The following is a 23511-nucleotide window of genomic DNA, read 5'->3' as shown; positions in this document are numbered from 1 at the left end:
CTTCATCCGTCGTCTGACAAGCCATGTCCTTCACTTTTGGAATGAGCTATGTCTACTGCAAAACTGACCCGCCGCGAACAGCGCGCACAGGCCCAACACTTCATCGATACCCTGGAAAGCACTGCTTTCCCGAACTCGAAACGCATCTACATTTCCGGCTCGCAGGACGATATTCGCGTTCCGATGCGCGAAATCCACCTCAGCCCGACGCTTATCGGCGGCAGCAAAGAGAATCCGCAGTATGAAGACAACGAAGCCGTGCCGGTGTATGACACCTCCGGCCCATACGGCGATCCTGATGTTGCCATCAACGTCCAGCAGGGGCTGGCAAAGCTGCGCCAGCCGTGGATTGACGCGCGTAACGACTGCGAAGAGCTGAGCGTGCTCAGCTCTGCGTACACCAAAGAGCGCCTGGCCGACGACGGTCTGGACGAGCTGCGCTTTACCGGCCTGCTGACGCCAAAACGTGCTAAAGCAGGTAAATGCGTGACCCAGCTGCACTACGCCCGCCAGGGTATCGTCACGCCGGAGATGGAGTTCATCGCCATCCGTGAAAACATGGGTCGCGAGCGTATCCGCAGCGAAGTGCTGCGCTATCAGCATCCTGGTGAAGGCTTTGGCGCTCGCCTGCCGGAGAACATCACGCCGGAGTTTGTGCGTGACGAAGTGGCCGCCGGGCGCGCGATCATCCCCGCCAACATCAACCACCCGGAGTCCGAGCCGATGATTATCGGCCGCAACTTCCTGGTGAAGGTCAACGCGAACATCGGTAACTCGGCCGTCACCTCCTCCATCGAAGAAGAGGTGGAAAAGCTGGTCTGGTCCACGCGCTGGGGCGCGGACACGGTAATGGATCTCTCCACCGGCCGCTATATTCACGAAACCCGCGAGTGGATCCTGCGTAACAGCCCGGTGCCGATTGGCACCGTCCCGATTTATCAGGCGCTGGAGAAGGTCAACGGCATTGCCGAAGACCTCACCTGGGAAGCGTTCCGCGACACCCTGCTGGAGCAGGCCGAGCAGGGCGTGGACTACTTCACCATTCACGCGGGCGTGCTGCTGCGCTACGTGCCGATGACCGCGAAGCGTCTGACCGGCATCGTCTCGCGCGGCGGCTCCATCATGGCGAAGTGGTGCCTCTCCCATCACCGGGAAAACTTCCTCTATGAACACTTCCGCGAAATTTGCGAGATCTGCGCCGCCTATGACGTCTCTCTGTCACTGGGCGACGGCCTGCGCCCGGGCTCCATCCGTGACGCCAACGACGAAGCGCAGTTTGCCGAGCTGCACACGCTGGGCGAACTGACCAAAATCGCCTGGGAGTATGACGTGCAGGTGATGATTGAAGGCCCGGGACACGTGCCGATGCAGATGATCCGCCGCAACATGACCGAGGAGCTGGAGCACTGCCACGAAGCGCCGTTCTACACGCTGGGGCCACTGACCACCGACATCGCGCCGGGCTATGACCACTTCACGTCAGGCATTGGCGCGGCGATGATCGGCTGGTTCGGCTGCGCCATGCTGTGCTACGTGACGCCGAAAGAGCACCTCGGGCTGCCAAACAAAGAGGACGTGAAGCAGGGGCTGATCACCTACAAGATTGCCGCCCACGCGGCGGATCTGGCCAAAGGCCATCCGGGCGCGCAAATCCGTGATAACGCCATGTCGAAGGCGCGCTTTGAATTCCGCTGGGAAGACCAGTTCAACCTGGCGCTGGATCCGTTCACCGCCCGCGCCTACCACGACGAAACCCTGCCGCAGGAATCGGGCAAAGTCGCGCACTTCTGCTCCATGTGTGGGCCGAAGTTCTGCTCGATGAAAATCAGCCAGGAGGTGCGCGACTACGCCGCCACGCAAACCATTGAAGTGGGTATGGCGGACATGTCCGAAACCTTCCGCGCCAAAGGCGGCGAAATCTACCTCAAAAAAGAGGAGGCGTAATGTACCAGCCCGATTTCCCACCCGTTCCCTACCGTTTAGGGCTCTATCTGGTGGTGGACAGCGTGGCGTGGATAGAGCGCCTGCTGGAGACAGGCGTTCGAACGATCCAGCTGCGCATCAAGGATAAACGCGATGACGAGGTGGAAGCCGATGTGGTTGCCGCCATCGCGCTGGGGCGCCGGTATAACGCCCGTCTGTTTATCAACGACTACTGGCGGCTGGCCGTTAAGCACCGGGCGTACGGCGTGCATCTGGGTCAGGAGGATTTGGAAACAACGGATCTGAGCGCAATCCGTGAAGCCGGGTTGCGTCTGGGCGTGTCAACGCACGATGACATGGAGATTGACGTGGCCCTGGCGGCCCGTCCCTCTTACATCGCGCTTGGTCACGTCTTCCCGACGCAAACCAAGCAGATGCCCTCCGCTCCGCAGGGTCTGACGCAGCTGGCAAGTCACGTTAAACGCCTTGCCGATTACCCCACTGTCGCCATCGGCGGAATCAGCCTTGAACGTGCCCCGGCGGTGCTGGAGACCGGCGTCGGCAGTATCGCCGTCGTCAGTGCCATCACCCAGGCCGCAGACTGGCGGTCCGCCACCAAACAGCTGTTACAGCTGGCAGGAGCAGGCGATGAACGATCGTGACTTTATGCGCTACAGCCGTCAGATCCTGCTGGAGGATATCGCCATCGACGGCCAGCAAAAGCTGCTCGCCAGCCGGGTGCTGATTGTCGGTCTGGGCGGATTAGGCGCACCCGCCGCGCTTTATCTGGCAGGCGCAGGTATCGGTACGCTGGTGCTGGCCGACGACGACGAGGTTCACCTCAGCAACCTGCAGCGACAAATCCTCTTTACCACCGAGGATATCAACCAGCCGAAAGCGCAAATCACCCGGCAGCGCCTGGCGCAGCTCAACCCGGATATCGAGCTGGTTGCCTTACAGGAGCGGCTTAGCGGTGAAAGCCTGCGCCGTGAAGTCGCCCTTGCCGACGTGGTACTGGACTGCACGGACAACATGGCGACGCGCCAGGCGATTAACGCCGCCTGCGTGGCAAATCATACGCCGCTCATTACCGCCAGCGCGGTGGGGTTCGGCGGGCAAATGATGGTCCTGACCCCGCCGTGGTCGCAGGGTTGCTATCGCTGCCTGTGGCCGGACGATGCCGAGCCGACGCGCAACTGCCGTACGGCGGGCATTCTTGGCCCGGTGGTCGGGGTGATGGGCACCATGCAGGCACTGGAGGCCATCAAGCTGCTCAGCGGCATGGAGACGGAACGCAATACGCTGCGGCTGTTTGATGCTCGCTCCAGCAGCTGGCGCCAGCTGGCGTTACGCCGCGCCAGCCGCTGCCCGGTATGTGGAGACCGCGATGCGCATTCTGTTTAACGATGAGCCGATGAGATGCGACGACGGGCTTACCGTTGCCGCACTGCTCGACAAGCTGCGTCAGCTCAAGCCGGGAACGGCGCTGGCGCTCAATCAACAGATCCTGCCGCGCGAGCAGTGGGAACATCAGCAGGTCAATGAAGGCGACCAGATCCTGCTGTTTCAGGTTATCGCAGGGGGCTGAGATGTTACGTATTGCCGATAAGGTTTTTGATTCGCATCTGTTTACCGGAACCGGAAAATTCGCCTCGCCGCAGCTGATGGTGGATGCCATTCGCGAAAGCGGCAGCCAGCTGGTGACGCTGGCGCTCAAGCGCGTGGATCTGCGCCACCACAGCGATGCCATTCTGGCTCCTTTACTGGAAGCAGGCGTGACGCTGCTGCCTAACACCTCCGGAGCGAAAACCGCCGAAGAGGCGATTTTTGCCGCGCAGCTGGCCCGCGAGGCGCTCGGCACCCGCTGGCTAAAGCTGGAAATCCATCCGGATGCCCGCTGGCTGCTGCCCGACCCGATTGAAACGCTGAAAGCGGCTGAAAAGCTGGTGCAGCAAGGGTTTACCGTTCTGCCCTACTGCGGCGCTGACCCTGTCCTGTGCAAACGGCTGGAAGAGGTCGGCTGCGCCGCCGTCATGCCTCTGGGCGCCCCCATTGGCTCCAACCAGGGGCTGGAAACCCGCGCGATGCTGGAGATCATCATCGAGCAGGCCACCGTGCCGGTGGTCGTTGATGCGGGCATTGGCGTGCCCAGCCATGCCGCGCAAGCGCTGGAGATGGGCGCCGACGCGGTGCTGGTCAACACGGCCATCGCGGTTGCCGACGACCCGGTCATGATGGCGCGTGCATTCCGCATGGCCGTAGAGGCTGGCCTGCTGGCAAGGGGAGCCGGCCCCGGCTCGCGCAGTTTCCAGGCGCAGGCCACCAGCCCGCTGACCGGTTTTCTGGAGGCGATCTCATGAGCACGTTTACCGAGCGCTGGCGGCAGCTTAACTGGGACGACATTGCCCTGCGCATCAACAGCAAAACGGCGGCTGACGTGGAGCGCGCGCTGCATGCCCGCCATCTGACCCGCGAGGATCTGATGGCCCTGCTCTCCCCCGCGGCGAGCGCGTACCTCGAACCGATGGCCCAGCGAGCACAGCGACTCACCCGCCAGCGTTTTGGCAACACGGTGAGCTTCTACGTGCCGCTCTATCTCTCCAACCTGTGCGCCAATGACTGCACCTACTGCGGTTTTTCCATGAGCAACCGCATCAAGCGTAAAACGCTCGATGAAGATGAGATTTCCCGGGAGTGTGCGGCCATTCGTGAAATGGGCTTTGAACATCTTCTGCTGGTCACGGGCGAACATCAGGGAAAAGTGGGAATGGACTATTTCCGTCAGCACCTTCCCGCCATTCGTCGTCAGTTTGCGTCGTTGCAGATGGAAGTGCAGCCCCTGTCGCAGGAGGAGTACGCAGAGCTCAAAAACCTCGGGCTGGACGGGGTCATGGTCTACCAGGAAACATATCATGAGGCGACGTACGCCCGGCACCACCTGAAGGGTAAGAAACAGGATTTCTTTTTCCGGCTGGAAACGCCGGACAGGCTCGGCCGCGCGGGTATCGACAAAATCGGTCTGGGTGCGCTGATCGGGCTCTCCGACAGCTGGCGGGTGGATTGTTATATGGTGGCGGAACATTTGCTGTGGCTCCAGCAGCACTACTGGCAGAGCCGTTATTCCATCTCCTTCCCGCGCCTGCGCCCCTGTGCGGGAGGGATCGAACCGGCTTCGCTAATGGATGAACGCCAGCTGGTGCAGACGATCTGCGCGTTTCGCCTGCTCGCCCCGGAAGTTGAATTATCGCTCTCAACGCGTGAGTCCCCGGCGTTTCGCGATCGCGTTATCCCGCTTGCGATTAACAACGTCAGCGCGTTTTCCAAAACGCAGCCTGGCGGCTACGCCGACGATCGTCCGGAGCTGGAGCAGTTTGTGCCGCATGACGGGCGACGTCCGGAAGCGGTCGCCGCAGCCCTGACGGCGCAGGGCCTTCAGCCTGTCTGGAAAGACTGGGACAGCTGGCTGGGAAGAGCCTCGCAATGACGTTGAAACGCACAGCAACATCATAGAAATTTGTCGAGACGCTACGAAAAGGCAAAACCGGATGATTGTCATCGATCGTCCGGTTTTTTATTGTCACAAGGTCAGCAACGGATGCTGACCGGGGCGAAAAGCTTCTTCCTCGTTTCGCCCTGCCTCTGATTCATTTCACAAACTGCCCCCGGCAAATGAATAAGTATTTTCTTAATGATTCTTAAGATAAATCATCTCGTCAGAAATCGTGCGCCGTATAATTCACCGCTAACCGCAGGACAGCGACTATGCTGAGAGGATATCGGCAGACGAAAAATATTCACCATCAGGAACGATGTACAGCTCATGGCACTTCACAGCAAAAAGCTCTCTTTTACACGGCCAATCATGCTCAGCTTTGCGGGGATCCTCTGCAGTTTTGCGGTGATCGCGATCGCGGTAACGCTTTCGCAACGAAAGGATTTTCTTGAGGATTATCATAAGATCAATAGCAACTTCACGCATAACCTGGCGGTGAACTACACCGAATCTATCCTGCGTGAAAACGACTATATCCTGGGCCGTTCCGCGATGTACTTTGCCCGCGACGACAGGCTAAACGAGACGCTCAACGTCAACCCGACGCAAGGGCTGCAGATGATGATGCATTTGCAGAACCTGATGCCGACCGTCTCCTCCATCTCGCTGGCGGACACGCAGGGGCATTATCTTCGCGCACCAGAGGTGCTCCCCACGGAGACGAGTAAAACCTTCGATCCCCGGACACGCCCGTGGTTCGTCGCTCAGGCGGAAGCGAGTATCTTCAGTCACTATACCCGTCCCTACATGGACTACTTCACTGGCCATCCGACGGTAACACTCTATAAGCCTTTGATTTCGCCTGAAGGGAGACTGAAGGGAACGCTCGCTTTCCATCTCGATTTGACGTCTATGGGCTTCACCCTGCGCCAGATGGTGGCGCCCGTTCAGGGGGAATTCTTCGTCGTCGAGCGCGACGGCGCCGTGGTGCTGCATCCGGATACCGGCGCGCTGTTCAAACAGTACGTGAGCGAAGCGCTGATGGACAAAATGACCAGCGGCGAAGGTCATCTTTACGACAAGAAAAGCAACGCCTGGTATTACTACTACTCGTTTACCAACCCGGACTGGTTTGTCATCTACCGGGTCTCTGGCGAGACGCTCACCGATATTACCCGTCACGAAACAACTATCGTTGGTTGGGGGTTTGCGCTGGCCGCCATCATCATCATCCTCTTCGGCTTATACCTCCGCCACGCCTCGCGTTCAGTGCTGATGCACATTATCAATGCCATCAAAACTGGCGATGTTAGCGAGGCGCCGCGCCTGGAAGCGATGCTGAGCCACACGATTCAGTCCAACAAAGAGCGTGAAATGGCGTATGTTCGCCAGGCCACTCACGATGCGCTGACGGGCTGTAAAAACCGCCGCGCGTTCGACAGCGATGTCGCGGAGCTGCTGAATGCCCAACAGCCTTTCGCGATGGCGCTGGTAGACATTGATAACTTCAAGTCAATTAACGACACGCTGGGCCACCTGACCGGTGATATTGTTCTGCGTAACGTGGCTCGCGAAGGGATTCAGATCATGCAGCCACATCACGTCTCAATTTACCGTTATGGTGGAGAAGAGTTCGCGGTAATCTTCCAGGCGGAGCAGATGTCTTCCGCGCTCTCATTGCTGGAAGCGTGGCGTACCGCCGTTGAAAAGCGCGTCTGGCGGGAAGAAAACCTGCGGGTTACGTTCAGCGGCGGTCTTGGAGAGTGGCATTTTGAACCACTGGAGCAATTTGTCGGGAGCGTTGATAACGCCCTCTACAGCGCCAAACAGCAGGGCAAAAACCGCATTAACCGAACGTCCATCAGCTAATCCTGCCTCTTTCACCCTGCCCGTTTCCACGGGCCGGGTGCCTGACAATGCAAAATTGTAACCGGTTTCAGAAAATCACCGGTTTCTTTGTGATGCCTGACACACAATCGCGGTAAAGCGGTTGTTGAAGCGGTCTGCACGGGATAATTATCAATAAACACATGTAGATCGAGGCTGATTATGAAGAACATCGTTTTATGCTGTGCAGCGGGAATGTCAACCAGCATGCTGGTTCAACGTATGAAAGACGCCGCGCAGAAAAAAGGAGTTGAAGTCACCATTAAAGCCGTTCCGGTTGCGGAGTTTAAAGACAACATCGCGACGGCCGACATCGTATTGCTGGGGCCACAGGTTAAATACGAGCAGGCTAAACTCCAGGCGCAGGCCGACCCGTTGGGTAAAAAGGTCGCGGTGATCGACATGATGGATTACGGCATGATGAAAGGTGATGCCGTACTGGAAAAAGCGCTCAAACTTCTGGAGTCATAATGGAAGACTTAGAAACCACGATTATGGAACTGCTGGTCAACGCGGGCGCGGCGCGCAGTGCAGCCCTGACGGCGTTGCAGATGGCGCGTAAAGGTGATTTTGACGAAGCTGAAAAAGCGATGGAAGAGTCGCGTGAATATGTGAAGCATGCGCACACTATACAGACGCAGCTTATCGGTCTTGATGAGGGGACCGGGAAGCTTCCGGTTAACCTGATCACCGTCCACTCGCAGGATCACCTGATGAACGCCATGGTCATTCAGGATCTGGCGGGCGATATGATTGAGCTTTATCGTCGGATCCCGTTGGTGAATTGAATACATGCAGATGTAAAAAAACCCGCCGAGGCGGGTTTTTTATTTACGGCATCAACGATTACTCGTTGTCGGAACCGCCCAGACCTGCGTTCAGCAGTTCTGCCAGGCTCGCGGATGCATCTTCAGCAGTCACCTGCGGTGCAGCTGGCAGTTCGCCCGCAGCACGACGACGCATACGATCCTGATGGTACGCATAACCGGTACCAGCCGGGATCAGACGCCCCACGATGACGTTCTCTTTCAGACCGCGCAGTTCATCACGTTTACCTGCAACAGCGGCTTCGGTCAGGACACGAGTCGTTTCCTGGAACGATGCTGCAGAGATGAAGGACTCGGTTGCCAGAGACGCTTTGGTGATACCCAGCAGATCGCGCGAGAAGGTCGCACCGATTTTGCCGTTCGCTTCCAGTTCGCGGTTAGCGATCTTGACGCGTGAGTATTCAACCTGCTCGCCTTCCAGGAACTCGGAGCTGCCCGCGTTTTCGATGGTTGCTTTACGCAGCATCTGACGAACGATAACTTCGATGTGCTTATCGTTAATCTTAACGCCCTGCAGACGGTAAACGTCCTGTACTTCGTTGGTGATGTAACGCGTTACTGCGTGTACGCCACGAAGACGCAGAATGTCGTGCGGAGCTTCTGGACCATCGGAAACCACGTCACCACGTTCTACACGTTCACCTTCGAACACGTTGAGCTGACGCCACTTAGGAATCATCTCTTCGTACGGTTCGCTGCCATCTACTGGAGTGATAACCAGACGGCGCTTCCCTTTGGTCTCTTTACCGAAGGAGATGATACCGCTGATTTCAGCCAGGATTGCAGGCTCTTTCGGACGACGTGCTTCGAACAGGTCCGCAACGCGTGGCAGACCACCGGTGATGTCCTTGGTACCGCTGGATTCCTGTGGAATACGCGCCAGAGCATCACCCGCACCGATCTGAATGCCATCTTCCAGCTGAACGATCGCTTTACCCGGCAGGAAGTACTGCGCAGGCATGTCGGTACCCGGGATCAGAACGTCGTTACCCTGAGCATCAACGATTTTCAGTGCAGGACGCAGATCTTTACCACCGGTAGTACGTTCAGCAGAATCCAGAACCACCAGAGAAGACAGACCGGTCAGCTCGTCCGTCTGACGAGTGATGGTCTGGCCGTCGATCATGTCAGTGAAGCGGATGAAACCACTTACTTCGGTGATAACCGGCATGGTGTGTGGATCCCAGTTTGCAACGGTTTCACCGCCGGCAACCTGCTCGCCATCACCTTTCGCCATAACCGCACCGTAAGGCACTTTATAGCTCTCTTTGGTACGACCGAATTCGTCGATCAGCTTCAGCTCGGTGTTACGAGAGGTCACAACCAGCTTGCCAGCGGAGTTAACAACAGACTTCGCGTTGCTGAGCTTGATGCTACCTTTGTTTTTCACCTGGATGCTGGATTCAGCAGCCGCACGAGATGCCGCACCACCGATGTGGAACGTACGCATCGTCAGCTGTGTACCCGGCTCACCGATGGACTGTGCCGCGATAACGCCGATTGCTTCACCTTTGTTGATGATGTGGCCACGCGCCAGGTCACGACCGTAGCAGTGCGCACATACACCAAAGTCGGTGTCACAGGATACAACGGAACGTACTTTCACGGAGTCAACAGAGTTCGCTTCCAGCAGGTCACACCAGTGCTCGTGCAGCAGCGTGTTGCGTGGAACCAGAATGTCTGCAGTACCCGGCTTCAGAATGTCTTCCGCGGTTACACGACCCAGAACGCGATCGCGCAGTGGCTCTTTAACATCACCGCCCTCGATAACCGGGGTCATGGTGATACCTTCGAGGGTGCCACAATCGTCTTCGGTCACAACCAGGTCCTGCGCAACGTCAACCAGACGACGCGTCAGATAACCGGAGTTCGCAGTTTTCAGTGCGGTATCCGCCAGACCCTTACGAGCACCGTGCGTGGAGATGAAGTACTGGAGTACGTTCAGACCTTCACGGAAGTTCGCGGTGATTGGCGTTTCGATGATGGAGCCATCTGGCTTCGCCATCAGACCACGCATACCTGCCAGCTGACGAATCTGTGCTGCGGAACCACGCGCACCGGAGTCGGCCATCATGTAGATGCTGTTGAAGGAAACCTGCTGCTCTTCTACGCCGTCACGGTTAATCACGGTTTCGGTCTGCAGGTTATCCATCATCGCTTTGGATACACGATCGTTCGCCGCTGCCCAGATATCGATAACTTTGTTATAGCGTTCGCCCGCGGTAACCAGACCAGACTGGAACTGCTCCTGGATCTCAGCAACTTCGGCTTCCGCTTCAGAGATGATCTCGTGTTTCTTCTCTGGGATGACCATGTCATCGATACCAACAGATGCACCTGAACGCGCTGCGTAAGCAAAGCCGGTATACATTGTCTGGTCAGCGAAGATAACGGTCGGCTTCAGACCCAGAATGCGGTAACAGGTGTTCAGCATTTTGGAGATCGCTTTCTTGCCCAGCGCCTGGTTGACGATGGAGAAAGGCAGACCTTTCGGTACGATCATCCACAGAATGGCACGGCCAACGGTCGTGTCTTTCAGGCTGGTTTTCGCAACGAATTCGCCGTTTTCATCTTTTTCGTATTCGGTGATACGCACTTTAACGCGCGCATGCAGAGAGGCCAGGCCAGCGCGATAAATACGCTCAGCTTCTTTCGGGCCAGTCAGCACCATGCCTTCGCCTTTGGCGTTAACACAGTCACGGGTCATGTAGTACAGACCCAGTACAACGTCCTGAGAAGGAACGATAATTGGTTCACCGTTCGCTGGGGACAGGATGTTGTTGGTAGACATCATCAGCGCACGCGCTTCGAGCTGGGCTTCCAGCGTCAGCGGTACGTGAACAGCCATCTGGTCACCATCGAAGTCGGCGTTATAGGCCGCACAAACCAGCGGGTGCAGCTGGATAGCTTTACCTTCGATCAGGACTGGCTCAAATGCCTGGATACCCAAACGGTGCAGAGTTGGTGCACGGTTCAGCAGTACCGGGTGTTCGCGGATAACTTCGTCCAGGATATCCCAAACGACAGCTTCTTCACGCTCAACCATTTTCTTAGCGGCTTTGATGGTGGTGGCGAGGCCACGCAGTTCCAGCTTGCCGTAGATGAACGGTTTGAACAGCTCCAGTGCCATTTTCTTCGGCAGACCGCACTGATGCAGACGCAGGTATGGACCTACGGTGATTACAGAACGACCGGAGTAGTCAACACGCTTACCGAGCAGGTTCTGACGGAAACGACCCTGTTTACCTTTGATCATGTCGGCCAAAGATTTCAGAGGACGTTTGTTAGAACCGGTGATCGCACGACCGCGACGACCGTTATCCAGCAGGGCATCTACCGCTTCCTGCAGCATACGTTTTTCGTTGCGTACGATGATGTCCGGCGCAGCCAGATCCAGCAGACGTTTCAGACGGTTGTTACGGTTGATAACGCGACGATACAGATCGTTCAGATCGGACGTTGCGAAACGACCACCATCCAGCGGAACCAGTGGACGCAGATCTGGCGGCAGAACCGGCAGAACGGTCAGGATCATCCACTCTGGTTTGTTACCAGACTGAACGAACGCTTCCAGCAGTTTGATACGCTTGGTCAGCTTTTTACGTTTGGTTTCGGAGTTGGTTTCGTTCAGCTCTTCACGCAGCTGCTCGCACTCTTGCTCCAGATCCATGCTCTTCAGCAGGGCCTGAATAGCTTCCGCACCCATCTTCGCGTCAAATTCGTCACCGAACTCTTCCAGCGCGTCCAGATACTGCTCTTCAGTCAGAATCTGATGACGTTCCAGGTTCGTCATCCCGCCTTCGATAACCACATAAGATTCGAAGTACAGAACACGTTCGATATCGCGCAGCGGCATATCCAGCAGCAGACCGATACGGGACGGCAGAGATTTCAGGAACCAGATGTGAGCGGTCGGAGACGCCAGCTCGATGTGGCCCATGCGCTCACGACGCACTTTGGTCTGGGTCACTTCAACGCCGCACTTCTCACAGATCACACCACGGTGTTTCAGGCGCTTGTACTTACCGCACAGGCACTCGTAATCTTTTACTGGCCCGAAAATACGCGCACAGAAAAGGCCGTCACGTTCAGGTTTGAACGTACGGTAGTTGATGGTTTCCGGCTTTTTAACTTCACCGAAAGACCATGAACGGATCATGTCTGGCGAAGCCAGAGCAATTTTGATCGCATCAAACTCTTCGGTTTTAGTCTGCGCTTTCAGAAACTTTAATAAATCTTTCACGGATTTGCTCCCGTCGGAGTTAGCACAATCTGGTGCCGGGGGTTAACCCGGCACCAGTGACCTGTTTGAGCGAGAATTACTCGTCTTCCAGTTCGATGTTGATACCCAGCGAACGAATCTCTTTCAACAGTACGTTGAAGGATTCTGGCATGCCCGGCTCCATCTGATGGTTGCCGTCCACGATGTTTTTATACATCTTGGTACGACCGTTCACGTCATCAGACTTAACGGTGAGCATTTCCTGCAGGGTGTATGCCGCGCCGTATGCTTCCAGCGCCCACACTTCCATCTCCCCGAAGCGCTGACCACCGAACTGTGCCTTACCACCCAGCGGCTGCTGAGTAACCAGGCTGTAAGAACCGGTAGAACGAGCGTGCATCTTGTCGTCGACCAGGTGGTTCAGTTTCAGCATGTACATGTAACCTACGGTTACCGGACGTTCGAACTGTTCACCAGTACGGCCGTCAAACAGCGTAATCTGACCAGACGTTGGCAGACCACCCAGTTGCAGCAGCTCTTTAATTTCAGCTTCTTTTGCACCGTCGAATACCGGCGTTGCAATTGGCATACCTTTGCGCAGGTTCTCTGCCAGACGCAGCACTTCTTCATCGCTGAAGGTGTTCAGGTCGACTTTCTGACGCACGTCGGTACCCAGATCGTAGGCACGCTGGATGAATTCGCGCAGTTTCGCGACTTCCTGCTGCTGTTTCAGCATGGCGTTAATCTTATCGCCGATGCCTTTTGCAGCCATACCCAGGTGAGTTTCCAGGATCTGACCAATGTTCATACGAGACGGTACGCCCAGCGGGTTCAGTACGATATCTACCGGCGTACCGTTAGCATCGTGCGGCATATCTTCGATCGGGTTGATCTTAGAGATAACACCCTTGTTACCGTGACGACCTGCCATCTTATCACCAGGCTGGATCTGACGTTTAACAGCCAGATACACCTTAACAATCTTCAGCACGCCTGGTGCCAGATCGTCGCCCTGAGTGATTTTGCGGCGTTTCGCTTCGAGTTTTTTCTCGAACTCGTGTTTCAGTTCGTCATACTGCTCAGCCAGCTGTTCCAGCTGATTCTGTTTCTCTTCGTCGGTCAGGCCCAGTTCCAGCCAGCGATCGCGTGGCAGTTTGTCGAGCTTCTCAGCTTCAACGCCACCGGCAACCAGCACCGCATAGATACGGCTGAACAGACCCGCTTCGAGGATCTGCAGTTCTTCAGACAGGTCTTTCTTAGCCTGTTTGAGCTGCATCTCTTCGATTTCCAGCGCACGCTTATCTTTCTCAACGCCGTCACGGGTGAAGACCTGAACGTCGATAACCGTACCGGAAACACCGTTTGGTACGCGCAGGGAAGAGTCTTTAACGTCAGACGCTTTCTCACCGAAGATTGCACGCAGCAGTTTCTCTTCTGGCGTCAGCTGGGTTTCACCTTTAGGCGTAACCTTACCAACCAGAATGTCGCCGCCGGTCACTTCCGCACCGATGTAAACGATACCGGATTCATCCAGTTTGGAGAGCGCAGCTTCACCCACGTTAGGGATGTCAGCGGTGATCTCTTCTGGCCCCAGCTTGGTGTCACGGGACACACATGCCAGTTCCTGAATATGGATGGTGGTGAAACGATCTTCCTGAACCACACGCTCGGAGACGAGGATGGAGTCTTCGAAGTTGTAACCGTTCCACGGCATGAACGCTACGCGCATGTTCTGACCGAGCGCCAGTTCACCGAGGTCGGTTGACGGACCGTCTGCCAGCACGTCGCCGCGCTCAACTGGCTCACCCAGAGACACGCAAGGCATCTGGTTGATACAGGTGTTCTGGTTAGAACGGGTGTATTTGGTCAGGTTATAAATGTCGATACCTGCTTCGCCCGGATACATCTCGTCTTCGTTAACTTTGATAACGATACGGGATGCATCGACGTACTGAACAGTACCGCCACGTTTAGCAACTGCAGTAACACCGGAGTCAACGGCAACAGCACGCTCCATACCAGTACCAACCAGCGGCTTATCAGCGCGCAGAGTTGGAACGGCCTGACGTTGCATGTTCGCACCCATCAATGCACGGTTGGCGTCATCGTGTTCCAGGAACGGGATCAGGGACGCACCGACGGATACCACCTGCTGGGTGGATACGTCCATGTAGTCAACCTGATCGCGGCTGAACAAGCTGGATTCGCCTTTGCTACGGCAGGTAACCAAATCTTCTACAAAGTGGCCTTCGTCATCCAGGTTGGAGTTCGCCTGAGCGATAACGTAATTACCTTCTTCAATAGCAGACAGGTAATGAATTTCATCGGTTACAACACCGTCGGTCACTTTACGGTACGGGGTCTCAAGGAAACCGTATTCGTTAGTCTGTGCGTACACGGACAGGGAGTTGATCAGACCGATGTTTGGACCTTCAGGCGTTTCGATTGGACATACGCGACCGTAGTGCGTCGGGTGTACGTCTCGAACTTCAAAGCCTGCACGTTCACGGGTCAGACCGCCTGGGCCGAGTGCAGAGATACGACGTTTGTGCGTAATCTCAGACAGTGGGTTGTTCTGGTCCATGAACTGAGACAGCTGGCTTGAACCGAAGAACTCTTTCACTGCTGCAGAAATCGGCTTGGCGTTAATCATATCCTGAGGCATCAGGGTATCCAGATCGCCCAGAGACAGACGCTCTTTCACCGCACGCTCTACACGTACCAGGCCAACGCGGAACTGGTTTTCCGCCATTTCGCCTACGGAACGGATACGACGGTTGCCGAGGTGGTCGATATCGTCCACTTCGCCTTTACCGTTACGGATATCGATGAGCTTCTTCATCACTTCGATGATGTCGTCTTTGCTCAGGATACCGGAACCTTCGATTTCGTCGCGCAGCAGAGAACGGTTGAACTTCATACGACCAACCGCAGACAGATCGTAGCGGTCTTCGGAGAAGAACAGGTTCTCGAACAGGCTTTCCGCCGCTTCGCGAGTTGGTGGCTCACCAGGACGCATCATGCGGTAGATTTCTACCAGCGCGCTCAGACGATCGGTGGTTGGGTCGACGCGAATAGTCTCAGAGATATACGCACCGTGGTCCAGATCGTTGGTGAACAGCGTTTCAATACGTTTGTGGCCAGACTGGCTCAGCTTAGCCAGCAGATCCAGGCTCAGCTCCATGTTCGCCGGGCAGATCAGCTCGCCAGTTGATTCATCAACGTAATCTTTCGCGGCTACTTTTCCTGCAATGTATTCAACTGGAACTTCGATGTGTTTGATATCATCTTTTTCCAGCTGGCGGATGTGGCGCGCGGTGATACGGCGACCTTTTTCCACATACACTTTGCCGTCGGCTTCGATGTCGAACGACGCGGTCTCACCACGCAGACGTTCCGGCACCAGCTCCATCTGCAGCTTGTTGTCGCGGATTTCAAAGATCACTTTCTCAAAGAACAGGTCCAGGATCTGCTCAGTGGTATAGTTCAGTGCACGCAGAATGATGGTTGCAGGCAGCTTACGACGACGGTCGATACGGACAAATAGGTTGTCTTTCGGATCGAACTCAAAGTCCAGCCATGAACCACGGTAAGGAATGATGCGTGCGTTATACAGTACTTTACCGGAAGAGTGTGTTTTACCTTTATCGCTGTCGAAGAAGACGCCCGGGCTACGATGCAGCTGGGAAACGATAACACGCTCAGTACCGTTGATTACGAAAGTACCGTTGTCTGTCATGAGTGGAATTTCACCCATGTAGACTTCTTGTTCTTTAATGTCTTTTACGGTGCCTTCCGGAGCTTCGCGCTCGTAGATCACCAGACGCAGTTTTACGCGCAGCGGTGCGGAATAGGTCACGCCGCGGATCTGACATTCCTGAACGTCAAACACCGGTTCGCCAAGGCGGTAGCTGACGTACTGCAGCTCGGAGTTACCGCTATAGCTCTGAATCGGGAACACGGAGCGGAAGGCTGCTTCCAGACCGTACTGCCCTTCAGGATCTTGCTCGATAAACTTCTGGAACGAGTCAAGCTGGATAGAAAGGAGATATGGAATGTCCAGAACTTGTGGACGTTTACCAAAATCCTTACGAATACGTTTTTTCTCGGTATAGGAGTAAACCATAGGGTTCCTCAGCTCGCTGACAAGTCGACCCATCTGTCCGACGAAGGGACAGTTTGTGCAACACCATTTTGTGGACCGGAAAATTGAATACTTTCCGCAATACCTGTTGCTATCACGCTTAAATCATTTCGTCGCGATTTACACAGAGCGAGCACCCTGTCGCAATATATTAAGTCGTCGATAGAAACATGCATTGTCAGGACAATCAGCAGTCAAACAGTGTGAAATGCTACTGATGCCTTACAGCGCAAAAAGGCTGGTGACTAAAAAGTCACCAGCCATCAGCCTAATTACTCAGGCTGCAACCAGAAAAGTTGGCTTATTTAACTTCAACTTCAGCGCCAGCTTCTTCCAGAGATTTTTTCAGTGCTTCTGCGTCGTCTTTGCTCACGCCTTCTTTCAGCGCAGCTGGAGCAGATTCTACCAGGTCTTTAGCTTCTTTCAGACCCAGGCCAGTTGCACCACGTACTGCTTTGATAACAGCAACTTTGTTAGCGCCAGCAGCTTTCAGAATTACGTCGAATTCAGTTTTTTCTTCAGCAGCTTCAGCCGGGCCCGCAGCTACAGCTACAGCAGCAGCAGCAGAAACACCGAATTTTTCTTCCATTGCAGAAACCAGCTCTACAACGTCCATTACGGACATAGCTGCTACTGCTTCAATGATTTGATCTTTAGTGATAGACATTTAAATTGTTCCTGAAAATCAGAATAAGTTTATACGTAAGCAAATGCTTTATAAAGATAACTGCGATTAAGCAGCTTCTTTCGCATCGCGTACAGCAGCCAGAGTGCGAACCAGTTTGCCAGCCGCAGCTTCTTTCATGGTTGCCATCAGGCGTGCAATTGCTTCTTCGTAGGTCGGCAGGGTTGCCAGGCGATCGATTTGCGATGCCGGGATCAACTCACCTTCAAAGGCTGCAGCTTTGACCTCAAATTTTGCATTCGCTTTCGCGAACTCTTTGAACAGACGAGCAGCAGCGCCCGGGTGTTCCATAGAGTATGCAATCAGGGTCGGACCAACAAACGTGTCTTTCAGGCACTCGAACTGAGTACCTTCAACTACGCGGCGCAGCAGGGTGTTACGAACAACACGCATGTATACGCCAGCTTCACGACCTGCTTTACGCAGTTCAGTCATTTTGTCTACAGTAACGCCACGGGAATCCGCAACTACTGCAGACAGCGCGCCTTTGGCTACTTCGCTGACTTCAGCAACAATCGCTTGTTTGTCTTGAAGATTTAAAGCCATTAGCTTTGCTCCTGGATGTTTGCCGGAACTCATGTTCCGGAACTCACTTCACTCTCCCCAACGGAAAGAGCGTCTTAATACGGTGAGCAGAAACAAGCCAGAGTATCCAAAAATAATCTTAGCGTTCTGTCACCGTCTACGCAGGGGATTAAGTCTCTTGCGAAACACCTGCGGTCTTCGACGGAGGCCTGGATTAGGCCAGGCTCCAACGAACAAATCTTTTAGCCGCTAACTTTTGTTAGCAAACGTGGGGGTAAGATTGTAGACAAAATCACCGCCCACGTAAAGGCATTAGTTTGCAGCAGCGCTCAGGCCAGCCTGGTCAACTGCAACACCTGCACCCATAGTGGTGGAGATGCTAACTTTCTTGATGTACACGCCTTTCGCCTGAGTTGGTTTCGCTTTTTTCAGCGCAACCAGCAGAGCTTCCAGGTTTTCTTTCAGTTTGTCAGCGTCAAAGTCCACTTTACCGATGGTGGTGTGGATGATGCCGTTTTTGTCGTTACGATAACGAACCTGACCTGCTTTAGCGTTCTTAACCGCTTCAGCAACGTTAGGGGTTACAGTACCAACTTTCGGGTTTGGCATCAGGCCGCGTGGACCCAGAACCTGGCCCAGCTGGCCAACAACGCGCATTGCATCTGGAGAAGCAATAACAACGTCAAAGTTCATTTCGCCTTTCTTGATCTGATCAGCCAGATCTTCCATACCTACCAGTTCAGCGCCGGCAGCTTTAGCAGCTTCAGCGTTCGCACCCTGAGCAAATACAGCTACGCGAACGGAACGGCCAGTACCGTGTGGCAGTACAGTTGCGCCACGAACGTTCTGATCGGATTTACGCGCGTCGATGCCGAGGTTAACGGCAACGTCAACGCTTTCAACGAACTTAGCAGTTGCCAGTTCTTTCAGCAGAGCGATAGCTTCGTTGATGTCGTACTGTTTGGTCGCATCAACTTTGTCACGGATCACGGACATGCGCTTGGTCAGTTTAGCCATTTCTTAGTCCTCCACTACCAGGCCCATGGAACGTGCAGTACCTTCGATTGAGCGAGTCATCGCTTCAATGTCGGCACCAGTCATGTCGGCAGCTTTGGTCTGCGCGATTTCCTGCAGCTGAGCGCGGGAAATTTTACCCACTTTGTCTTTGTTCGGTTTACCGGAACCAGACTTGATACCAGCCGCTTTCTTCAGCAGAACAGCTGCTGGAGGGGTTTTGGTAACGAAAGTGAAAGAACGGTCAGCGTAAACAGTGATTACGACTGGGATTGGCAGACCTTTTTCCAGGGATTCAGTTTTTGCGTTGAACGCTTTACAGAATTCCATGATGTTCACACCCTGCTGACCCAGAGCTGGACCAACTGGTGGACTTGGGTTCGCCATACCAGCTGCAACCTGCAGCTTGACGTAGGCTTGTACTTTCTTAGCCATTCTAAAATCCTCTGATTGGGTGATAGCGCCTCAGGGAGGCTCCCCGTGAATAAAATTCGTTTTACGGGCCGGGGCCCATAAAAACAAAAGGCGCGAAATTGTATTCCAATCTCGCGCCCTGTGCAACGATTAAATCGCCGCTTTTTTGATCGCTGCTTAGGCTTTTTCGACCTGCGCAAAGTCCAGTTCTACCGGGGTCGCACGACCGAAGATAGAAACAGAAACTTTCAGGCGGGACTTCTCGTAGTCCACTTCTTCAACGACGCCATTAAAGTCAGCAAACGGACCGTCGCTAACACGAACCATTTCACCCGGTTCAAACAGCGTTTTCGGACGCGGCTTATCACCCACCTGCTGCAGGCGGTTCATAATCGCATCAACTTCTTTATCGCTGATTGGCGCCGGACGGTCAGACGTGCCGCCGATAAAGCCCATCACGCGCGGTACGCTGCGCACCAGGTGCCAGCTCGCATCGTTCATCACCATCTGAACCAGCACGTAACCCGGGAAGAATTTACGCTCGCTTTTGCGACGTTGGCCGCCACGGATCTCAACCACTTCTTCGGTCGGAACCATCACTTCGCCAAATAACTCTTCCATGTTGTGTAATTTGATATGCTCACGCAGCGACGTTGCTACGCGGCCTTCAAAACCGGAAAACGCCTGAACGACGTACCAACGCTTTTTAGGGGCTTCAGACATCTTAGAACCTCAGGCCAGTAATAAAGGAAACCAGGCGAACCAGAATACCATCCAGTCCCCACAGGATCAGTGACATTACCGCAGTCACTGCAGCCACGATCAGCGTGGTGTGCAATGTTTCCTGGCGAGTCGGCCAAATGACCTTGCGGACTTCGGTACGTGCTTCACGAGCGAAAGCAACGGTCGCTTTACCCTTAGTCGTCAACAGCGCGACACCGCCCGCTGCAGCAATCAGAATCACCACTGCCAGCGCGCGGAGCGGCAGCATCATGTCACGATAAAGATAGTTGCCAACGATTGCCACAATCAGCAGCACGGCAACAGCGACCCACTTCATCGCTTCCAGGCCGCGCCCGCTCCCTTGAGCTTCGGTATTCGCACTCATAAACCAACCTGTCAGAAGAATTCTACAAATAATTTCACCCCGCGATTGCGAGGCGAGCCAAATCGAAACGCTAATCCCTTTATGGATTATACGCTCTCTGCAGAGCCTGTCTCAGCAATGATTATGACAAAAATAATCACTGATGAGCCAGGTTCTGATGTGAAAGCGTGCAAAAAGGGCATCAAATGATGCCCTTTTCATGCGCATTGCGTCAAATGTTATCAGCGATTAGCCGAGAACTTTAGCAACCACGCCCGCGCCAACGGTACGGCCACCTTCACGGATTGCGAAACGCAGACCGTCGTCCATCGCGATTGGGTGGATCAGCGTCACAACCATCTTGATGTTGTCGCCTGGCATTACCATCTCAACGCCTTCTGGCAGTTCGATGGTACCGGTCACGTCAGTTGTACGGAAGTAGAACTGTGGACGGTAGCCTTTGAAGAACGGAGTATGACGGCCGCCTTCGTCTTTGGACAGGATATACACTTCAGATTCGAACTTGGTGTGTGGCTTGATTGAGCCTGGCTTCGCCAGAACCTGACCACGTTCGATTTCTTCACGTTTGATACCACGCAGCAGAACACCAACGTTCTCACCAGCACGGCCTTCGTCCAGCAGTTTGCGGAACATTTCAACGCCAGTACAGGTAGACTTCGCAGTCTCTTTGATACCAACGATTTCAACTTCTTCACCAACTTTGATGATACCGCGCTCTACACGACCGGTAACAACGGTACCACGACCGGAGATGGAGAATACGTCTTCGATTGGCAGCAGGAATGGCTTGTCAATCGCACGCTCTGGTTCTGGGATGTAAGAATCCAGGAAGCCAGCCAGTTCGATGATTTTCGCTTCCCACTCTGCGTCGCCTTCCAGCGCTTTCAGAGCAGAACCACGAACGATTGGAGTATCGTCGCCTGGGAAATCGTACTGAGACAGCAGTTCACGAACTTCCATCTCTACCAGTTCCAGCAGCTCTTCGTCATCAACCATGTCGCACTTGTTCAGGAACACGATGATGAAAGGAACGCCTACCTGACGACCCAGCAGGATGTGCTCACGAGTCTGAGGCATTGGGCCGTCAGTCGCAGCAACAACCAGGATCGCGCCGTCCATCTGCGCAGCACCGGTGATCATGTTTTTAACATAGTCGGCGTGGCCTGGGCAGTCTACGTGTGCGTAGTGGCGAGTCGGGGTGTCGTACTCAACGTGAGAGGTGTTGATGGTGATACCACGAGCTTTTTCTTCTGGTGCGTTATCGATCTGGTCGAAAGCACGAGCAGAACCACCGTAGGTTTTTGCCAGAACGGTAGTGATTGCAGCGGTCAGCGTTGTTTTACCATGGTCAACGTGGCCGATAGTACCGACGTTAACGTGCGGTTTTGTACGTTCAAACTTTTCTTTAGACATCGATTGTCCCTCTAAGACACGGATAAATCGGTGATATCACCACATCAACCAGGCGAAATGCCTGAATTGTTGAATACAGTAAAATTGAAACAGAGAGAAACGGGAAGGAGAAGTGAAGTGGTGCTGATACCCAGAGTCGAACTGGGGACCTCACCCTTACCAAGGGTGCGCTCTACCAACTGAGCCATATCAGCACGTATTGGAGCGGGCAGCGGGAATCGAACCCGCATCATCAGCTTGGAAGGCTGAGGTAATAGCCATTATACGATGCCCGCATCCTGAAACTCGGCTACCCAGTTCTTTCTGTAACAAAAAAAGAGATTTCTCTCTTTTTCAGTTTGAGCTGGCTAATTTTTCCAACCAGCTCCGGCGGCATTTACGCTGCCAGAAAGTGGTGGTGGGGGAAGGATTCGAACCTTCGAAGTCTGTGACGGCAGATTTACAGTCTGCTCCCTTTGGCCGCTCGGGAACCCCACCGGACTTGATGGTGCCGACTACCGGAATCGAACTGGTGACCTACTGATTACAAGTCAGTTGCTCTACCTACTGAGCTAAGTCGGCATCAAGTAGCGCGCATTCTATGGATACCTGAGCGGTCATGCAACTAAAAATTTGCATAAAACGTTCTTTCGCTCACATTTTATGCGAACAGCGTATCGGACGCTGTAAAAGCAGCCATTTGAGGTCAAATATTCAACATATCATCGTGATTTGCACCGTATTCACCGTAGCGTGACGGCTTCCGCGTAACGCAGCGCTTTCCATCTTTTTTCTTATTATTCCCGTCATCTGGTGTTAACCTCCTGCCCATTGTCCAAAATTAACTGTGTGATGAGCCACGATCCGGCAGTGTGGTGCTGGCTCGCTGAAGCATGCTTATGAGCAAAAAAGAGCAAACGTTAATGACGCCTTATCTTCACTTTAACCGCAGCCAGTGGGCTGCCCTGCGTGATTCCGTCCCTATGACGCTGACGGAAGGTGAAATCGCACGGTTAAAAGGGATAAACGAAGATCTGTCCCTGGAAGAGGTGGCAGAAATTTATCTCCCCCTCTCTCGCTTGCTTAACTTCTATATCAGCTCGAACCTGCGCCGTCAGGCCGTGCTGGAGCAGTTTCTCGGGACGAACGGTCAACGCATTCCTTATATCATCAGTATCGCAGGCAGCGTGGCCGTGGGTAAAAGTACCACCGCGCGCGTCCTGCAGGCGCTGTTGAGCCGCTGGCCGGAACACCGCAGCGTGGAGCTGATCACCACCGACGGTTTTCTGCACCCGAACGAGGTATTAAAAGAACGTGGGCTGATGAAGAAGAAGGGCTTCCCGCTCTCTTACGATATGCACCGTCTGGTGAAATTTGTCTCTGACCTGAAATCCGGCGTGCCGCACGTGACTGCGCCAGTCTATTCGCACCTGATCTACGATCGCATCCCGGGTGGGGATAAAACGGTGGTTCAGCCAGACATTCTCATTCTGGAAGGTCTGAACGTGCTGCAAAGCGGCATGGACTATCCTCACGACCCGCATCACGTATTCGTCTCGGATTTCGTCGATTTCTCTATCTATGTCGATGCGCCGGAAGACCTGCTGCAAAACTGGTACATCAATCGCTTCCTGAAGTTCCGTGAAGGGGCGTTCACCGATCCGGATTCCTATTTCCACCACTATGCTCAGCTTTCTGAAGAAGAAGCGATCAATGTGGCGACGGGGCTATGGAATGAGATCAACTACGTGAACCTCAAAGAGAACATCCTGCCGACGCGCGAGCGTGCGAGCCTGATCCTCACCAAGAGCGAGAAGCACGCCGTCGACCAGATTCGCCTGCGGAAATAATCAATCAGACATAAAAAAACCGGCTTA

Annotated in this window: 19 protein-coding genes and 4 tRNA genes; 10 read left to right on the top strand and 13 right to left on the bottom strand. The window is 54.4% G+C overall.

Going from position 1 to position 23511, the window contains the following annotated elements:
- Nucleotides 1–48 precede the first annotated feature (48 nt).
- The 9 genes from thiC (at nucleotide 49) to AC4IBF_RS01020 (ending at nucleotide 8091) form a co-directional block, all read left to right on the top strand.
- Nucleotides 49–1944 (top strand): phosphomethylpyrimidine synthase ThiC, encoded by a 1896-nt coding sequence (gene thiC, locus AC4IBF_RS01060; protein ID WP_133293557.1) that lies wholly within the window; start codon nucleotides 49–51, stop codon nucleotides 1942–1944.
- Nucleotides 1944–2585 (top strand): thiamine phosphate synthase, encoded by a 642-nt coding sequence (gene thiE / locus AC4IBF_RS01055; protein ID WP_491463113.1) that lies wholly within the window; start codon nucleotides 1944–1946, stop codon nucleotides 2583–2585. The genes thiC and thiE overlap by 1 nt, the downstream gene beginning before the upstream one ends.
- Nucleotides 2572–3327, top strand: a complete 756-nt coding sequence (locus tag AC4IBF_RS01050) for a HesA/MoeB/ThiF family protein (protein ID WP_491463112.1) — start codon at nucleotides 2572–2574, stop codon at nucleotides 3325–3327. Before thiE ends, AC4IBF_RS01050 begins: the two co-directional genes overlap by 14 nt.
- Nucleotides 3311–3511 carry a sulfur carrier protein ThiS gene (gene thiS / locus AC4IBF_RS01045; protein ID WP_032644502.1) on the top strand — a complete coding sequence of 67 codons (201 nt, stop codon included), beginning with the start codon at nucleotides 3311–3313 and terminating at the stop codon, nucleotides 3509–3511. The genes AC4IBF_RS01050 and thiS overlap by 17 nt, the downstream gene beginning before the upstream one ends.
- Nucleotide 3512: 1 nt before the next feature.
- Nucleotides 3513–4283: a thiazole synthase gene (gene thiG, locus AC4IBF_RS01040; protein WP_111966108.1), complete on the top strand. Its 771-nt coding sequence runs from the start codon at nucleotides 3513–3515 to the stop codon at nucleotides 4281–4283.
- Nucleotides 4280–5407: a 2-iminoacetate synthase ThiH gene (gene thiH / locus AC4IBF_RS01035; RefSeq protein ID WP_111966107.1), complete on the top strand. Its 1128-nt coding sequence runs from the start codon at nucleotides 4280–4282 to the stop codon at nucleotides 5405–5407. Before thiG ends, thiH begins: the two co-directional genes overlap by 4 nt.
- Before the next feature lie 336 nt (nucleotides 5408–5743).
- On the top strand, nucleotides 5744–7285 hold the full coding sequence (locus tag AC4IBF_RS01030) for a sensor domain-containing diguanylate cyclase (RefSeq protein WP_115877033.1): 1542 nt from the start codon (nucleotides 5744–5746) through the stop codon (nucleotides 7283–7285).
- Between the two features lie 180 nt (nucleotides 7286–7465).
- Complete coding sequence (locus AC4IBF_RS01025) at nucleotides 7466–7774, top strand: PTS sugar transporter subunit IIB (RefSeq protein WP_010425948.1); 309 nt, start codon at nucleotides 7466–7468, stop codon at nucleotides 7772–7774.
- Nucleotides 7774–8091: a PTS lactose/cellobiose transporter subunit IIA gene (locus AC4IBF_RS01020; protein ID WP_003862327.1), complete on the top strand. Its 318-nt coding sequence runs from the start codon at nucleotides 7774–7776 to the stop codon at nucleotides 8089–8091. The genes AC4IBF_RS01025 and AC4IBF_RS01020 overlap by 1 nt, the downstream gene beginning before the upstream one ends.
- 58 nt (nucleotides 8092–8149) lie before the next feature.
- On the opposite strand, the gene rpoC is transcribed toward AC4IBF_RS01020, so the two are convergent.
- The 13 genes from rpoC to AC4IBF_RS00955 form a co-directional block, all read right to left on the bottom strand.
- Nucleotides 8150–12373 (bottom strand): DNA-directed RNA polymerase subunit beta', encoded by a 4224-nt coding sequence (gene rpoC, locus AC4IBF_RS01015; protein WP_023309968.1) that lies wholly within the window; start codon nucleotides 12371–12373, stop codon nucleotides 8150–8152.
- A 76-nt stretch (nucleotides 12374–12449) separates the two neighbouring features.
- A complete protein-coding gene (gene rpoB, locus AC4IBF_RS01010) occupies nucleotides 12450–16478 on the bottom strand; it encodes a DNA-directed RNA polymerase subunit beta (RefSeq protein ID WP_032644498.1) in 4029 nt (1342 codons plus the stop codon).
- Between the two features lie 319 nt (nucleotides 16479–16797).
- Nucleotides 16798–17163, bottom strand: a complete 366-nt coding sequence (gene rplL / locus AC4IBF_RS01005) for a 50S ribosomal protein L7/L12 (RefSeq protein WP_002445276.1) — start codon at nucleotides 17161–17163, stop codon at nucleotides 16798–16800.
- Between the two features lie 66 nt (nucleotides 17164–17229).
- Nucleotides 17230–17727: a 50S ribosomal protein L10 gene (rplJ, locus tag AC4IBF_RS01000; protein ID WP_003862338.1), complete on the bottom strand. Its 498-nt coding sequence runs from the start codon at nucleotides 17725–17727 to the stop codon at nucleotides 17230–17232.
- Between the two features lie 291 nt (nucleotides 17728–18018).
- On the bottom strand, nucleotides 18019–18723 hold the full coding sequence (rplA, locus tag AC4IBF_RS00995) for a 50S ribosomal protein L1 (RefSeq protein ID WP_006810530.1): 705 nt from the start codon (nucleotides 18721–18723) through the stop codon (nucleotides 18019–18021).
- Between the two features lie 3 nt (nucleotides 18724–18726).
- Nucleotides 18727–19155, bottom strand: a complete 429-nt coding sequence (gene rplK / locus AC4IBF_RS00990) for a 50S ribosomal protein L11 (RefSeq protein ID WP_008503452.1) — start codon at nucleotides 19153–19155, stop codon at nucleotides 18727–18729.
- A 156-nt stretch (nucleotides 19156–19311) separates the two neighbouring features.
- The gene (gene nusG / locus AC4IBF_RS00985; protein ID WP_002438628.1) at nucleotides 19312–19857 is read right to left on the bottom strand and encodes a transcription termination/antitermination protein NusG; all 546 of its coding nucleotides are present in this window, start codon (nucleotides 19855–19857) and stop codon (nucleotides 19312–19314) included.
- 1 nt (nucleotide 19858) lies between these two features.
- Complete coding sequence (gene secE / locus AC4IBF_RS00980; RefSeq protein ID WP_014068449.1) at nucleotides 19859–20242, bottom strand: preprotein translocase subunit SecE; 384 nt, start codon at nucleotides 20240–20242, stop codon at nucleotides 19859–19861.
- Between the two features lie 228 nt (nucleotides 20243–20470).
- Nucleotides 20471–21655: an elongation factor Tu gene (gene tuf / locus AC4IBF_RS00975; protein ID WP_023309456.1), complete on the bottom strand. Its 1185-nt coding sequence runs from the start codon at nucleotides 21653–21655 to the stop codon at nucleotides 20471–20473.
- Between the two features lie 118 nt (nucleotides 21656–21773).
- A tRNA-Thr gene (locus tag AC4IBF_RS00970) sits at nucleotides 21774–21849 on the bottom strand.
- Nucleotides 21850–21855: 6 nt separating this feature from the next.
- Nucleotides 21856–21930, bottom strand: a tRNA-Gly gene (locus tag AC4IBF_RS00965).
- A gap of 117 nt (nucleotides 21931–22047) precedes the next feature.
- A tRNA-Tyr gene (locus tag AC4IBF_RS00960) sits at nucleotides 22048–22132 on the bottom strand.
- 8 nt (nucleotides 22133–22140) lie between these two features.
- Nucleotides 22141–22216 (bottom strand) — tRNA-Thr (locus AC4IBF_RS00955).
- A gap of 317 nt (nucleotides 22217–22533) precedes the next feature.
- Here AC4IBF_RS00955 and coaA point away from each other — a divergent pair.
- Entirely contained in the window at nucleotides 22534–23484 is a 951-nt protein-coding gene (gene coaA / locus AC4IBF_RS00950; RefSeq protein ID WP_021242480.1) for a type I pantothenate kinase, read from the top strand.
- Nucleotides 23485–23511: the final 27 nt, after the last annotated feature.

The sequence above is a fragment of the Enterobacter sp. Taxon_8 genome, from assembly GCF_058354585.1.
The sequence above is the reverse complement of the archived record's forward strand: the minus strand, read 5'-3'. Positions and strand labels throughout refer to the sequence as shown.

Coding starts and splice junctions, on each gene's coding strand:
- rplK (WP_008503452.1), bottom strand. CDS start 19,155: ATGGCTAAGAAAGTACAAGCCTACGTCAAGCTGCAGGTTGCAGCTGGT.
- coaA (WP_021242480.1), top strand. CDS start 22,534: ATGAGCAAAAAAGAGCAAACGTTAATGACGCCTTATCTTCACTTTAAC.
- thiC (WP_133293557.1), top strand. CDS start 49: ATGTCTACTGCAAAACTGACCCGCCGCGAACAGCGCGCACAGGCCCAA.
- AC4IBF_RS01020 (WP_003862327.1), top strand. CDS start 7,774: ATGGAAGACTTAGAAACCACGATTATGGAACTGCTGGTCAACGCGGGC.
- thiG (WP_111966108.1), top strand. CDS start 3,513: ATGTTACGTATTGCCGATAAGGTTTTTGATTCGCATCTGTTTACCGGA.
- rplJ (WP_003862338.1), bottom strand. CDS start 17,727: ATGGCTTTAAATCTTCAAGACAAACAAGCGATTGTTGCTGAAGTCAGC.
- AC4IBF_RS01025 (WP_010425948.1), top strand. CDS start 7,466: ATGAAGAACATCGTTTTATGCTGTGCAGCGGGAATGTCAACCAGCATG.
- nusG (WP_002438628.1), bottom strand. CDS start 19,857: ATGTCTGAAGCCCCTAAAAAGCGTTGGTACGTCGTTCAGGCGTTTTCC.
- rplA (WP_006810530.1), bottom strand. CDS start 18,723: ATGGCTAAACTGACCAAGCGCATGTCCGTGATCCGTGACAAAGTTGAT.
- rplL (WP_002445276.1), bottom strand. CDS start 17,163: ATGTCTATCACTAAAGATCAAATCATTGAAGCAGTAGCAGCTATGTCC.
- thiS (WP_032644502.1), top strand. CDS start 3,311: ATGCGCATTCTGTTTAACGATGAGCCGATGAGATGCGACGACGGGCTT.
- AC4IBF_RS01050 (WP_491463112.1), top strand. CDS start 2,572: ATGAACGATCGTGACTTTATGCGCTACAGCCGTCAGATCCTGCTGGAG.
- AC4IBF_RS01030 (WP_115877033.1), top strand. CDS start 5,744: ATGGCACTTCACAGCAAAAAGCTCTCTTTTACACGGCCAATCATGCTC.
- secE (WP_014068449.1), bottom strand. CDS start 20,242: ATGAGTGCGAATACCGAAGCTCAAGGGAGCGGGCGCGGCCTGGAAGCG.
- rpoB (WP_032644498.1), bottom strand. CDS start 16,478: ATGGTTTACTCCTATACCGAGAAAAAACGTATTCGTAAGGATTTTGGT.
- thiH (WP_111966107.1), top strand. CDS start 4,280: ATGAGCACGTTTACCGAGCGCTGGCGGCAGCTTAACTGGGACGACATT.
- tuf (WP_023309456.1), bottom strand. CDS start 21,655: ATGTCTAAAGAAAAGTTTGAACGTACAAAACCGCACGTTAACGTCGGT.
- thiE (WP_491463113.1), top strand. CDS start 1,944: ATGTACCAGCCCGATTTCCCACCCGTTCCCTACCGTTTAGGGCTCTAT.